This window comes from Flavobacterium sp. KBS0721 (genome assembly GCF_002007065.3).
Classification (GTDB): Bacteria; Bacteroidota; Bacteroidia; order Flavobacteriales; family Flavobacteriaceae; genus Flavobacterium; species Flavobacterium piscis.
This window is the reverse complement of the sequence record NZ_CP042170.1, coordinates 5611195-5625242: the sequence shown is the minus strand read 5'-3', so window position 1 is coordinate 5625242 and position 14048 is coordinate 5611195. Positions and strand designations below refer to the sequence as shown.

Genomic DNA, 14048 nt, shown 5'->3' with positions numbered 1-14048 from the left:
TGTAAATACCGTCTTTTTCTTTTTTAGAATTAGACGGTTTTTCTTTTGTAGTGGTTTTAGATTACTGTTTTTGTGTAAAATAAAAAACTATAGTTTTAAATTTGTGTAACATTAAGTTAAAAACATCAACTAATATTATAATCAATTCATCATCAAAATCTTAAAATCATTTATGAAAAAACAATCAATCATACTACTCCTTATAGTCTTTGCTTTTGTAACCCAAAACAGCTTTGCACAAGAACTTTATATGCCCAGAAATATAAAAGAGGCTTACAAAAAAGGTACGCGTTCTATAGACGGAAAACCTGGAAAAAACTATTGGCAAAATCATGGAAAATATACCATGGATATTTCGGTAGATCCTAAAACAAGAATTGTCAGCGGAACAGAAACAATCGTTTACGAAAATAATAGTAATGATACTTTAAGGAATTTAGTTGTTCGATTTGTAAATAATCTGCATAAACCATCTTCACCGCGAAGCGGAACTGTAAGTGATGATTTTTTAAGTGATGGATTGACTATTACTTCTTTAAAAATTGAAGGTGAGATCTATAAAGAAGATGCACGAAGCTGGGGTACGGTTGGGAATGTAAAAATGAAAAAAGGTATTTCTCCTCATTCTAAAGCTACAATTAGTATCGATTGGAATTATCCTTTGTCTAAAGAAAGCGGAAGGGAAGGACAGATCGATGAAACTACTTTTTTTGTAGCCTATAGTTATCCTCGTGTAAGTGTTTTTGATGATTACAACGGTTGGGACAGATTGCCACATACAGATCGTCAGGAATTTTATAATGATTTTAATGACTATGTATTTTCTGTAAAAGCACCTAAAAATTATGTGGTGTATGCAACGGGAGATTTCTTAAATCCTGACGAAGTTTTGCAACCCGAGTTTGCAGCGCATTTGAAAAAATCATATGCAACAGATGAAATTTTACATATTGCAAATGAGACTGAACTAAAAAGCGGATTAGTAACGAAACAAAATGAATGGAATGTATGGAAATTCGAAGCGAAGAATATCTCAGATGTTTGTTTTGGGTTAAGTGATCACTATTTATGGGATGCCAGCAGTATTGTGGTTGATAAAAAAACAAATCGCCGCGCGAGTGTGCAGGCAGCCTATGATATAAAAGGAACCGATTTTGTAAATTCGGTAAAAAACAATCAATATGCTTTAGACTTCTTTTCGAACAATTGGCCGGGAGTACCGTATCCGTTTTCTAAAATGACTGCTTTTCAGGGTTTTGCCGATATGGAATACCCTATGATGTGTAACGACTCGCAAATGGGAGATCCTGTTTTTGCACAACTGGTTCAGGATCATGAAGTAGCACATACTTATTTTCCGTTTTATATGGGAATAAACGAAACACGTTATGCTTTTATGGATGAAGGATGGGCAACTACTTTTGAATACTTAATTGGAATTGCAGAACACGGAAAAGAAGCCGCTGATAAATTTTATAAAGAATTTAGAGTTCAGAATTATATCAAAGATGAATCTACAGAAGAAGATCAGCCTATCATTTCGATGTCTACACAGGTTTCAGGTGCCGGATACGGAAATAATTCCTATGGTAAAGCATCACTTTCTTATTTGGCTTTAAAAGATTTGCTTGGCGATGATTTGTTCAAAAAATCCCTTCATGCTTATATGGAGAACTGGAATGGTAAACATCCTATTCCGTGGGATTATTTTAATTCTATGAATACAGCTTCAGGACAAAATCTGAATTGGTTTTTCAATAACTGGTTTTTTACAAATAATTACATAGATCTTTCAATAAAAAATGTCGCTAAGAATGTAGTTTCAGTAGAAAACGTTGGTGGTTTTGCAGTTCCTTTTGATGTAAATGTTGTTTATGCAGATAATTCGACAGAAACCTTACATCAGACTCCGGAAATCTGGAAAGCCAATCAAAAAAGAACTGCTATTGCATTAAAAAATAAAAAACAAATCAAGCAAGTAACTTTAGAAGGAGGTATTTTTATGGATGCCACGCCATCAAATAATACTTTGATTATAAAATAATACGTAACCATGTCGGGAGAAAAAGATTTAGAAAGATTGCTTAAAAGTATGAAACCTGAACACGTTTCAGGAGATTATGTTTTTTGTAAAGTGGAGAAATTTGAAAATCTGGATTTGAATAACGTTGTAATGTTATTCAAGGAAAAAGAAGCCATTACATTAATTCTAAAAAAAGAGATAGCCGATCAATTACAATTTGATTATTCAGTTGTGATGTCCTGGATAACGCTAACAGTCCATTCTTCACTTGAGGCCGTTGGTCTTACAGCAGCGTTTTCGAAAGCACTTTCTGAGAAAAATATTAGTTGTAATGTCGTTGCTGCGTATTATCACGATCATATTTTTGTTAATCAAAAAGATGTGAACAAAGCAATGGAAATTTTGTATTCATTTTCGGTTTAACGTATTATTAATTAGGTTTTAATACATATTTAAAAGAGAGTATCTAACAATTTAGATGCTCTCTTTTTTATTTAATGAAGGGAAGTTTTTGGTAAAAAAATCATGAAATGCTATAAAAGTTTTAGAATTAAAAAACTAGGTTTGCAAAAAAATACAAAACCTACTACAAAAATGAAAAAACTTTTACTTTTAATTGTTTTATTTATTGTTTCTAAAACAGTCGCTCAAAACGATCCGAAAACAGCATTTCAAAACAGTCGATACGAATTAGCACTATCGTACTATAAAAAAGCTGATTTTAAAAAAGCCTTAGATCTATTTCATCTCGCTTCCAGAATTAAACCTGAAACAGAAATTGGTAAAGAATCCATTCAAAAAGTAGATACTTTGAAAACTGTTTTGAGAGACTCGATTTTGACTCAGGCATTGGGAACCTGGAAAATGAATGGAAATAAACCGGTTTGGGCATTTAACCAAAACGAAAGTCCTGCTGAAAAAGATGCTGAGGAATTTATTGCTATTCTGCCAAATGAAATTTTATTTTATGAGAAGAATAAAAAGACACAGGAAAAGAAATTAATCAAAACAGAACCTTTGGTTTATTATAATCAACATAAGTCAGATGCCTTGTTTTCGGATGTGATTTTATCAGATGGTACAATATGGAATTGTTCTATTAATGAAAAATCAGATGAACTTCGTGTAATAAATGTTGGTAAAACTGGCGATAATGGTATAGAAAAAATAGAAAACAATAATATAGAACTCTTTTATATTAAAGTAAAATAACAAGAAAGGGAATCTAAAATAATCAGATTCCCTTTTTTTATGTTTAATTTTTTTTATAAAAACTTAAAACCAAGCGAAATATTAGAAACTGCAGTTTTTACATTTCTGCCAGACGGATCAAGGTCTGAAACTCCGGCAAGATATCTGTAATCTAAAGTCAGTTTCCATAAATCGACACCAACTCCTCCAAGAATGCTGCTGTTGTTTTTTTCAAAAGCAATATAATTCAAGCTATTATTGGCTTTAATATCAGAGTAACTCTTCCAGTTATATCCGGCAAAAATGCGAACATTTCCTAATTTTCCTAAAGGAACAACTTTAAAACCAATCAGTAAGGTAGCATCAGTTCCTGATAATTTATACTCAGTTTCTCCAATTCCGGTTTGCGAAAGACTAAATTCTGATTTAGCATAACCAAATTCTGCCTGTCCATAAAAAAGCAATAAATTTACCCGCGCAAATCCTGCAACGCCAAATCCTGTTCCAGAGCTTTTTGAACTAAAATCATCCGTAAGCGGAGAAGTAATATTATAAGAAAACTGAGGTCCAACTTGTATCAATTGTGCAAAACCATTTATACTAATACATAGTAATACTGCTAAAATGAATTTTTTCATAACTGGATTTATTATTTTTAGATAGCATAAAAATAAATATTATTAATTAAAAAGGAATGATTTGTATTGTTTATTTGTTGTATGTTTTTGATAATCAATAAAATGAAAATTTTTAGTTTCAGAGAATATGATTTTTAAATCCTCTAAATTTGTATACCCTAAGAAATAATGTTTTATGGAAATCAAACCAATTAAAGCGTCGCAAACCTGGCAAATCAGGCACGAAGTAATGTGGCCGGAGCAGCCTTTTGAATTTGTACAATTAGAAGAAGATAATTTAGGATTGCATTTTGGTGTTTTCGATCAGGAAAAATTGATTTCGATAGTTTCCTGCTTTGTTGTCGATGAGGAAATGCAATTTAGAAAACTGGCTACTTTACAAAAATTTCAGGGAAATGGAAGTGCTTCTCAACTGCTGCATTATATTTTGAAGCTTGCAAAAGAAAACAACTTAAAAAAAGTTTGGTGCAATGCAAGAACCAATAAAAAATCTTTTTACGAGAAATTCGGAATGAAAGAAACTCTTAAAACTTTTATTAAAGCAAATCAGGAATTTACAATAATGGAAATTATTTTATAGAAACTATAATCGTAATAATGGAGTTAAAACGTCCAATATTAAATAATTACATTTTTATCGTCTTTAATACGTATTATTTTTCTTTCATATCTAGTTTGTTTTTATAAGTAATTTTAAGATAATTAGCCATAAAAAAATAGCGATTTAATAGATTTCATAAATAAAAAATCAATGAAAACGTTTTCGCTTTTATTAAATGTTAAAGCTTATAAAAAAATCTTTTTTTGTTTCGATACTTTGCTTACTTTCGCACCCAAATGAGAAAGTTAATAGTATTTTTAGTATTCATGAATTTGCTTCTGCTTGGCGGAGGGCAATATCTTAATGCGGGTACTCCTAAAAACTTTCATCACCATACCCTTGAGAAAAAGCACCGAGTGAAATTCACGAATCAGGATCAGGGCAGTTCAATCATTGAAGATGCCGATGTAGATCTTGAAGAGGAATATCTTGGAAGTGATGATCTTAAAGATGGGCTTACAAACAAGTTTTTTCCAACAAATTACAGTTTACTTGACAATTGGTACTTATCCTTTTCAAGCCAGACTATTGTAAATGATTACAATCGTTTTAAAATCTTCGTGCCATTCTGTGGCCAGTCAAATCCTATTTACATTACCCAACAGGTTTTAAGAATTTGATTCAACAGTATACATCGGTTACCTAAGTTGTGATCCGTAATATTTTGTTGAAGTATATTTTTTTTTCTACCTCATCTTATATGAAAGTTAAGCTATAACTAAGGCTGCCTGATGCATTTTTTCATCTAAAGGAATCACTGTATTCCAAGCATTCAATCGCTTAATTTCCATTAAAATCATGAAAAGAATTATCTTGTTCACAGGCTTATTTGCCCTTGTGTGCCTTACTAGTTGTACAACTAAAAAAGAAGAAAAAGAAGAAGCAGAAAAATTCACCGTAACTAATCCGGTTAGAATTGATACTTCGTTTACAAAGGAGTATGTTTCGCAAATTAAATCTGTTCGAAATATCGAGCTTCGTGCCCAGGAAAAAGGGTTTTTACAAAACATTTATGTTGATGAAGGACAGTTTGTAAAAAAAGGACAACTGTTGTTTAAAATTATGCCCAATATGTATCAGGCTGAATTGCTTAAAGCACAGGCTGAGCAAAAATCAGTAGAAATTGAATTGCAAAATTCAAAATTACTGGCCGATAAAAATATCGTTTCTAAAAACGAATTAAGTGTAGCTCAGGCAAAACTGCAATCTGCAAAAGCCGAAGTTGCATTGGCAAAATTGCATTTATCATTTACCGAAATCAGAGCTCCGTTTGACGGAACTATTGACCGTATCCCTTTAAAATTAGGAAGTCTTATCGACGAAGGCGAATTATTGACAAGTCTTTCAGACAACAGTCAGATGTTTGCTTACTTCAATGTATCAGAACCTGAATATCTACAATACCAAACAGACGTAAAAGACCGTGCTGACAATAAAGTTAGCCTTGTTTTAGCGAATGGAGATATTTTTAAAGAAAAAGGAAACGTAGAAGTTATCGAAAGTGAATTTAATAATGAAACCGGAAATATTGCTTTTAGAGCGAGATTCCCTAATTCAGCAAAATTACTTCGAAATGGTGAAACCGGACAAGTTCAAATGATGGTTCCTCTTAAAAACGCCATTGTAATTCCGCAGAAAGCGACTTACGAAATTCAGGATAAAAAATATGTTTTTGTTGTGGATAAAAACAATAAAGTAACGTCAAGAGAAATTACAATTACAGGCGAAATACCTGATTTATATGTGATTAAAACCGGACTTACTGAGAACGACAAGATTTTACTTGAAGGAGTTCAAAAAGTAAAAGAAAACGATAAAATTAAATTCGAATATCAAGCTCCTCAAACGGTTATCAATCATTTGCGCGTAAAAGCAGAATAGGTTTAATCATTAAAAAAATACAAAAATGTTTAATAAATTTATTCAAAGACCTGTACTGTCGATAGTAATATCGCTTATAATTGTCTTTTTAGGAATATTGTCGGTGTTGAATTTACCTATCACCCAGTTTCCTTCCATCTCGCCACCGATGGTAAACGTTACAGCAGATTACCCTGGATCGAATGGAGAGTTAATGATCAAATCAGTAGTTATTCCGTTAGAAAGAGCCCTAAATGGAGTTCCCGGAATGAAATACATGACTTCTGATGCAGGAAATGATGGTGAAGCAAGTATTCAGGTTGTATTTAATTTGGGTACAGATCCTAATCAGGCTGCAATTAATGTTCAAAACCGTGTAGCTTCTGTTACAAATAAACTTCCTCCATTGGTAGTTCGAGAAGGTGTAAAAATTACTCGTGAAGTTCCGAGTATGTTAATGTACGTGAATCTTTACAGTACGGATAAAAATACCGACATGAAGTTCTTGTACAACTACGCTGATATCAACGTATTATCTGAACTAAAAAGGGTAAACGGTATTGGATCAGGAGATATCTTAGGGACACGTGAATATGCAATGCGTATCTGGTTAAAACCAGATCGTATGTTAGCTTATAAAATTTCTGCAGATGAGATCATGGAGGCTTTATCAAGTCAGAGTTTAGAAGCTTCGCCTGGTAAAACAGGAGAAAGTTCCGGTAAGCGTTCTCAGGCATTTGAATACGTATTAAAATATTCAGGACGTTTTACAACCAAAGAACAATACGAGAATATTGTGGTAAAATCAAACGCTAACGGGGAACTTTTACGTTTGAAAGATGTTGCCAAAGTAGAATTTGGAAGCTCGATGTATGATATTTATTCGAACTTAAACGGAAGACCATCGGCAGCGATTGTATTAAAACAGTCTTTTGGTAGTAATGCGAATCAGGTTATTGAAGACGTAAAAGCTAAACTGGAAAAGATCAAGCAAAAATTTCCAAAAGGAATGGATTATGAAATTTCGTATGACGTTTCTAAATTCCTTGATGCTTCTATCGAAAAAGTAATTCACACTTTGATTGAGGCGTTTATTCTGGTAGGTTTGGTTGTCTTTCTTTTCTTAGGCGATTGGCGTTCTACAATTATCCCGGCTATTGCAGTACCGGTTTCCCTGATAGGAACTTTTATTTTCATGACTTTCTTTGATATTTCATTGAACTTAATTACCCTATTTGCTTTGGTGTTAGCAATTGGAGTCGTCGTCGATGATGCGATCGTAGTTATCGAAGCCGTTCACGCCAAGATGGAAGAAGAACATCTTTCTCCGCTTAAAGCGACCAAAAAAGCGATGCACGAAATTGCAGGAGCTATTGTCGCGATTACATTCTTAATGGCTGCAGTATTTATTCCCGTTGCGTTTATGTCTGGTCCTGTTGGAGTTTTCTACAGACAGTTCTCGATCACGATGGCGACAGCAATTATACTTTCGGGTATTGTGGCTTTGACTTTGACACCGGCACTTTGTGCGATGATGTTAAAAAATAATCATGCGACACCTAAAAAGAGAACTCCTATAAATAGATTTATAGATGGTTTTAACAACAAGTTTAATCTTGCACAAGGAAAATACCAAAATGTACTAGGTAAAATTGTAAACAGAAGAGCCGTTACTATTATTGCCCTTTTAGTTTTTTGTGCCGGAACATGGTTAATTAGCAGCACAGTTCCTTCAGGGTTTATTCCAAATGAGGATCAGGGAATGTTTTATGCTATTATACAAACGCCTCCGGGTTCATCATTAGAAAGAACAAATAATATTGCTGAGAAATTACAAAAAATAGCCGAAACGGTAGACGGAGTAAAATCGGTTTCTTCATTGGCGGGTTATGAAATTTTGACAGAGGGTACGGGATCTAATGCCGGAACATGTTTGATCAACTTAAAAGACTGGAGCGATCGTAAACAATCTGTACAGGAAGTTATGACCGAACTGGAAGAAAAATCAAAAGATATTCCAGGAGCAAACATCGAATTTTTCCAACCACCTGCAGTACCCGGATATGGAGCAGCAGGAGGATTTGAGCTTCGTTTACTGGACAAAACAGGTTCTGGTGATTTCAAAAAAATGGAAGCAGTAAATAAAGAGTTTGTAGAAGAACTAAACAAACGTCCGGAATTATCGAATGTGTTTAGTTTCTTTAGTGCGAGTTTCCCTCAATATATGATGAAAGTCGACAATGATCTGGCACAGCAAAAAGGTGTTTCTATCGAAAATGCCATGAATACTTTGTCCACTCTTGTAGGTAGTAACTATGAAATTAGTTTTATTAAATACGGAATTAATTATAAAGTTATCGTTCAGGCATCTCCTGAATATCGCGCACAACCGGATGATATTTTAAAACTTTATGTAAAAAATAATCGTGATGAAATGGTTCCTTTTTCGGCCTTTATGAAATTAGAAAAAGTGTACGGTCTTTCAGAAATTACGAGACATAACATGTATAATTCTACTGAAATTAGTGGTGGACCCGCTGTTGGATATAGTTCAGGTACCGCTATTAAAGTAATTCAGGAAGTTGCAGAGAAAAAATTACCAAGAGGGTATGATATTGACTGGGCAGGTATTTCTGCAGATGAGGTGGCTCAGGGTAATCAGGCAATTTGGGTATTCATGATTTGTTTAGGATTCGTATACCTTGTGTTAGCGGCTCAATATGAGAGTTTTATTTTGCCATTATCTGTAATTCTTTCTTTACCGGCAGGTATTTTTGGAGCTTTCTTATTGCTGAAATTAACAGGATTAGAAAACAACATTTATGCTCAGGTAGCGATGGTAATGCTTATTGGTTTACTAGGTAAAAATGCCGTACTGATTGTAGAGTTTGCGATACAGCGACATGCAGCAGGAAGATCAGTACTTGAAGCCGCAATGGAGGGAGCGAAAGCGAGGTTCCGTCCTATTTTGATGACTTCATTTGCTTTTATTGCGGGATTATTGCCACTTGCTTTTGCTAGTGGTCCGGGTAAAATTGGTAACAGAACCATTGGTACTGCAGCTGCCGGAGGTATGCTTATAGGTACTATTTGTGGGGTATTTGTAATTCCGGGCTTGTATTTCATTTTTGCAAAAATTGCAGAAAAGCATAAACTGGTAAAAAATGAAGAAGAAAATCCATTAACAGAAGAAATTGATGATAACCATGTATAAATTCAAATCATATCAATATGGTATTGCGTTAGTTATATGTCTTACGGTTGCAGGGTGTAAAGCCCCTGCGCCTGAGGCAGCACCTACAACCAGTACACCAGTTCCTGAATCGTTTGGTATAACAGCTCAAACTCAGGACGCAAACAATAATACCTCAGCTTTAGTCTGGAAAGAGTACTTTAAAGATCAAAATTTGGTTGATTTAATTGATGTTGCCCTGAAAAACAATCAGGAATTAAATATCACTTTACAGGAAATTGAAATTGCTAAAAATGATATTCGTGTAAAAAAAGGACTTTTATTACCCACTGTTGGTGTTCGCGCCGGAGCTGGAGTAGAAAAAGTAGGTAGATATACAAGTCAGGGTGCGGGTGATGCTACTACAGAAATTAAACCGGGTGTAGAAACTCCGGATCCGTTGGGAGATTTTACCATTTCGGCGTACGCCAATTGGGAAGTGGATATCTGGAAAAAACTGCGCAATTCTAAAAAAGCGGCATTAAACCGATATTTAGCAACTGTTGAAGGTAAAAACTTTGTGATTACCAACCTTATTGCTGAAGTTGCCGATTCTTATTACGAATTATTGGCCTTGGATACGCAGTTGGATATTGTAAAACAAACAATCAAATTGCAGACTAATGCTTTAGAAATTGTAAAAATCCAAAAGCAGGCTGCAAGAGCAACAGAATTAGGAGTTAAGAAATTTGAAGCAGAGGTTTTGACTTCGCAAAGTTTGGAGTTTGGAATTTTGCAGCAAATAAAAGAAACAGAGAATAAAATCAACTTTTTGTTGGGAAGATATCCGCAAGAAATCAAGAGAACAAATACTAATAACTTTTTAAGTTTATTGCCGGCTGCTGTGAGTTCAGGAATTCCGTCTCAGTTATTAGCGAATCGTCCTGATGTAAAACAAGCCGAATTAGAATTGGTAGCTTCAAAATTAGATGTAAAAGTAGCCCGTGCTGAGTTTTATCCTTCATTGGATATTTCTGCAGCTGTAGGAGTTCAGGCTTTTAAACCATCTTATTTGTTTACGTTTCCGGAATCTATTTTATACTCGTTAGCGGGAGATCTTGCTGCACCGTTAATCAACAGAAATGCGATCAAAGCAGAATTTGCAAGTGCAAATGCAAGACAACTTCAGGCGTTGTACAATTATGATCGTACAGTTTTGAATGCTTATTTAGAAGTTTCGAACCAGCTTTCTAAAATCGAAAATCTTCAAAAAGGATACGATCTTAAATCGAAACAAGTAGACGCTTTGAATACGTCTATTGATGTGTCTAACGATTTGTTTAAATCAGCGAGAGTTGATTATTTCGAAGTGTTGATGACACAGCGTGATGCATTAGAAGCAAAATTAGAATTGGTTGATACCAAAAAAGAACAACTAAATGCTGCTGTCCATGTTTACAGAGACTTAGGCGGCGGATGGAAATAATATTGCCTGTTAATTTGTAGAAGAAAAAGCCTTTCAAGAGTAAAATTTTGAAAGGCTTTTTTGTAATTATCATGTCTAAATTTAATTTGACTATTTGGGCATTATTATTTTTGCTTTAAAGCCTTTGCCAGGTTCTGTGTCAAAATTAATAGTTCCTTTAACAGCCTGAATACGGTTTTCCATGTTTTGGAGACCATTTTTTACCATCTCGGTTTTTTCGCAGCCTTTACCGTTATCCGTATAATTTATTAAGATTGATTTAGGATCAGTTTCAAATTTTATGACCACTAGATTGGCTTCACTGTGTTTTTTCATATTCACCATTAATTCCTGTAAAACCCTGCTAATGGTAATCTTTTTTATCTCATCAATACTTTCCCAGTGTATGATTTCTACATTGGTAACCATGATGTTTCTTTCGCTGGTATTGTAAGTCGAAAGCATATCTTTTAGGCTTTTGATAAAATTTGTTCCAGTTTCAATTTTATTGTTTTCTCTTGAAATTCCCCTCACACGTCCGTAAATATCATCTAATTTCTGAAGTAGATTCTCTTTGGTGCTTTCTGTAGATAATGGCTGAGATTCGGTAAAAGCAATGACGTTAAAGACATCGTTGGCCAATTCGTCATGAATTTTTTTAGCAATTCGGGTTTCGGTGTTGTACGAAGTCTTAAATTCTATTGCTTTGTTTTTATTTTTGTAATAGCGTATTAAAATGAAGATCAATATGACTAGAAAAACAAAGACAATGGCAAATACAATTCGTAGATAAGTGGCTTTTTGAAGCGATAATAGGTTTTCTGCTTTTTCTAAACGAAGTTTTGCGTTTTCATCTTTCTCTTTTTTTGCATCGTATTTTATTTTTGCAAACTTATTTTTAAAATTATTTCTAACCTTAATGATACTGTCGTTTAAAGTAAAATACCTTTGTACATATTTGCCATTCTGCGCACTGTGATCATTTGAAATTAAAATTTGCAATGCTTCTAATCTTTCATCAACACTATTTAGTTTTGTGGCAATATTGTAAGCAGTGAGAGCATTTTTATTCGATCTTTGAATGTCTTTTTGAGCATAATAATCGGCAAGGTGCAGATAACTTTCAATCCTTCTGTACGTATCATCAAATTCATTTCTTGTCTGGAGTGCTTCATTCATTAAATTGAATCCTTTTTCATCTATTCCTTTTTTAAAATAAGCATAACCCAGATTATCTATAAGTGTAGCTTCTTGTTTGGCGAGATCTTTTTTCTTTGATAAGTTTTTGTTTAAAAGAGAGTCTAAAAGAGTGATTGCATTATTGTATTTTTTTTGTTGGATATAAACTGCCGCAATATTGCTTAAAGGAATTTGCTTCTCGACAGGATCTGTAAAATCTTTTGCAGCTTCTTTGTAATAAAAAATAGCATCATCATAAAGGGAAAGTTCTTTATCGGCAACGCCTAATGTATTATATATAGAAGCAGTATAGATGCTATTTTTTTGTACGTAAGCCAATGCTTCGGTAACGGTTTCCTTACTACCGTAATAATCTCCGTTGACTTGCTGAATTGATGACATCATAATAAGTATGTAGCCAATATTAGCACTGTCTTTTTTTACACCTTCTTTTAAAGTTTCATATAGTTGTTTAGCTTTGTTAAACTGATCAAAAGCGATATTAAAGTTTTGCTTATTATAATTTTCAAGACCTTTATTTCTTAAGCTAAGTGCCTCTTTTCGGATCAATTCTGTGTTGGTATTAACGGTCTTTTTTTGTTCGCACGAAAAAAGAAAAAGAAGTAGAATAAAAGAAAAAAACGGGGACCGTAACATACAGATTTACTTTCCCCGAAAATAGTAATTAATTAGATACTAAAAATATATATTTAATATTAAAGTGGAGGTGGCGGTACTACAGTTCCATCACCAGGGCCATCAGCATAAGTTGCTTTTATAGGATTAACAGCTTTTTCTGTATCCTTTTTGGGTTTGCTCTCGTATTCATCAGGAGTACAAGAAAATATAGTGAACAATAATGCAAAAGCGATAAATAGTATAAATTTTTTCATTTTGATTTAATTTAGAAATTAGACATAGGTATTGCTGTCCGGAGTTAACCAGAACTTGTTTGGAGCAATACCAAATTGATTTTTAGGAAGTAAATCGTGTAGAACAGTAAGACGTTATTTATACTTCCTGAATAAACTCAGTCTTACGGTTTTTACACTGTTAATTTGAACTAGTTTTTATATTTGTTTTAGTCTGCAGACAAAACCTGAACTAATTTCTATTGCAAAGGAAAGGTGCTTTTAGACCTTTGTAGATAAGGGATTCCCGGAATTCCCGCGTTTTCCCAAGATTCCCGAAAATTCCTAAAAACAAAATACAATGCATGGTAAATTTAGGCTCGTTAGAACGTGTTAGTGGAATGAAAAACCAATCTGACCTTTTATTATATAGAGACAAAAAGCGGTAAAAAGGTTGGATTAGATGATAAAAAAAGATGAATTGATAATATTGAACAAATTAATAAATTGAGATTAGTAGTAGAACCAATCCAGGAATTGGAAAATGATAAATAAATCATAGCATTACATTTTAATTTATTGGAAATTGAACATGAAGAGTCGAAAGAAGATCCTGAAAAAGGAAATCTTTTCTTTAATTTCAGAAATATATTTCTAGAAAAATGTCTTAGAAAATATATTAGGAAAAATAATTAGGATTGTAAATGGAGCTGTTGCTCTAATGTCATCTGCAAATTTATATTTTGTGCAGCATAAAGATTAAAGTGAAAAATTTCGAAATGAAATTTTAAAGCATTTTGAAAAATAAAATGCGTAAAGAAGTAAAAAGAATAATTTTTTAAGGAGTAATTCTGGCTTTTAAAGAGTTTGTTTTTTGGCATATATTTTCTGTTATTTATACTATAAAGATAAGAAAAAATAACCGTTAAACCTAATAAACACAAGGGAAAAGGTCGTTTTTTTTGCTTTTTTTAGTAAATAATTTTTTGTTTTTCAGTGTTTTAAATTACTAATATTTAAAGCTATAAAAGTTACTTTTTCTAGTGGTTGAATTGTAATAAAATTATC

At 33.3% G+C, this 14048-nt stretch carries 11 protein-coding genes; 8 read left to right on the top strand and 3 right to left on the bottom strand.

Features of this window, described 5'->3' with window-relative positions; translation table 11 throughout:
• Nucleotides 1-172 precede the first annotated feature (172 nt).
• From B0M43_RS23275 to B0M43_RS23265, 3 genes are all read left to right on the top strand, one after another.
• Complete coding sequence (locus tag B0M43_RS23275; protein WP_078005605.1) at nucleotides 173-2044, top strand: M1 family metallopeptidase; 1872 nt, start codon at nucleotides 173-175, stop codon at nucleotides 2042-2044.
• A gap of 9 nt (nucleotides 2045-2053) precedes the next feature.
• Entirely contained in the window at nucleotides 2054-2446 is a 393-nt protein-coding gene (locus B0M43_RS23270) for an ACT domain-containing protein (protein ID WP_078005604.1), read from the top strand.
• A gap of 171 nt (nucleotides 2447-2617) precedes the next feature.
• Nucleotides 2618-3235, top strand: a complete 618-nt coding sequence (locus B0M43_RS23265) for a hypothetical protein (protein WP_078006136.1) — start codon at nucleotides 2618-2620, stop codon at nucleotides 3233-3235.
• A gap of 53 nt (nucleotides 3236-3288) precedes the next feature.
• On the opposite strand, the gene B0M43_RS23260 is transcribed toward B0M43_RS23265, so the two are convergent.
• Nucleotides 3289-3852, bottom strand: a complete 564-nt coding sequence (locus tag B0M43_RS23260; RefSeq protein WP_078005603.1) for a hypothetical protein — start codon at nucleotides 3850-3852, stop codon at nucleotides 3289-3291.
• Between the two features lie 175 nt (nucleotides 3853-4027).
• Here B0M43_RS23260 and B0M43_RS23255 point away from each other — a divergent pair, with 175 nt between their 5' ends.
• The 5 genes from B0M43_RS23255 to B0M43_RS23235 all read left to right on the top strand — a co-directional run bounded on the left by B0M43_RS23255 (nucleotide 4028) and on the right by B0M43_RS23235 (nucleotide 10971).
• Complete coding sequence (locus tag B0M43_RS23255; RefSeq protein WP_078005602.1) at nucleotides 4028-4432, top strand: GNAT family N-acetyltransferase; 405 nt, start codon at nucleotides 4028-4030, stop codon at nucleotides 4430-4432.
• A 257-nt stretch (nucleotides 4433-4689) separates the two neighbouring features.
• Complete coding sequence (locus tag B0M43_RS23250) at nucleotides 4690-5073, top strand: hypothetical protein (RefSeq protein WP_065451447.1); 384 nt, start codon at nucleotides 4690-4692, stop codon at nucleotides 5071-5073.
• 178 nt (nucleotides 5074-5251) lie between these two features.
• Nucleotides 5252-6334 carry an efflux RND transporter periplasmic adaptor subunit gene (locus B0M43_RS23245; protein WP_078005600.1) on the top strand — a complete coding sequence of 361 codons (1083 nt, stop codon included), beginning with the start codon at nucleotides 5252-5254 and terminating at the stop codon, nucleotides 6332-6334.
• 25 nt (nucleotides 6335-6359) lie between these two features.
• Nucleotides 6360-9527: an efflux RND transporter permease subunit gene (locus B0M43_RS23240; RefSeq protein WP_065451449.1), complete on the top strand. Its 3168-nt coding sequence runs from the start codon at nucleotides 6360-6362 to the stop codon at nucleotides 9525-9527.
• Complete coding sequence (locus tag B0M43_RS23235) at nucleotides 9520-10971, top strand: TolC family protein (protein WP_078005599.1); 1452 nt, start codon at nucleotides 9520-9522, stop codon at nucleotides 10969-10971. Before B0M43_RS23240 ends, B0M43_RS23235 begins: the two co-directional genes overlap by 8 nt.
• A 90-nt stretch (nucleotides 10972-11061) precedes the next feature.
• On the opposite strand, the gene B0M43_RS23230 is transcribed toward B0M43_RS23235, so the two are convergent.
• Both B0M43_RS23230 and B0M43_RS24585 read right to left on the bottom strand, forming a co-directional pair.
• Complete coding sequence (locus B0M43_RS23230; protein ID WP_371295973.1) at nucleotides 11062-12699, bottom strand: ATP-binding protein; 1638 nt, start codon at nucleotides 12697-12699, stop codon at nucleotides 11062-11064.
• A gap of 146 nt (nucleotides 12700-12845) precedes the next feature.
• Nucleotides 12846-13022 carry a hypothetical protein gene (locus B0M43_RS24585; RefSeq protein WP_168199987.1) on the bottom strand — a complete coding sequence of 59 codons (177 nt, stop codon included), beginning with the start codon at nucleotides 13020-13022 and terminating at the stop codon, nucleotides 12846-12848.
• Nucleotides 13023-14048: the final 1026 nt, after the last annotated feature.

Bases quoted from the DNA above. Each gene is read 5' to 3' on its own strand.
- B0M43_RS23275 (WP_078005605.1), top strand. From the start codon at position 173: ATGAAAAAACAATCAATCATACTACTCCTTATAGTCTTTGCTTTTGTA.
- B0M43_RS23270 (WP_078005604.1), top strand. From the start codon at position 2,054: ATGTCGGGAGAAAAAGATTTAGAAAGATTGCTTAAAAGTATGAAACCT.
- B0M43_RS23265 (WP_078006136.1), top strand. From the start codon at position 2,618: ATGAAAAAACTTTTACTTTTAATTGTTTTATTTATTGTTTCTAAAACA.
- B0M43_RS23260 (WP_078005603.1), bottom strand. From the start codon at position 3,852: ATGAAAAAATTCATTTTAGCAGTATTACTATGTATTAGTATAAATGGT.
- B0M43_RS23255 (WP_078005602.1), top strand. From the start codon at position 4,028: ATGGAAATCAAACCAATTAAAGCGTCGCAAACCTGGCAAATCAGGCAC.
- B0M43_RS23250 (WP_065451447.1), top strand. From the start codon at position 4,690: ATGAGAAAGTTAATAGTATTTTTAGTATTCATGAATTTGCTTCTGCTT.
- B0M43_RS23245 (WP_078005600.1), top strand. From the start codon at position 5,252: ATGAAAAGAATTATCTTGTTCACAGGCTTATTTGCCCTTGTGTGCCTT.
- B0M43_RS23240 (WP_065451449.1), top strand. From the start codon at position 6,360: ATGTTTAATAAATTTATTCAAAGACCTGTACTGTCGATAGTAATATCG.
- B0M43_RS23235 (WP_078005599.1), top strand. From the start codon at position 9,520: ATGTATAAATTCAAATCATATCAATATGGTATTGCGTTAGTTATATGT.
- B0M43_RS24585 (WP_168199987.1), bottom strand. From the start codon at position 13,022: ATGAAAAAATTTATACTATTTATCGCTTTTGCATTATTGTTCACTATA.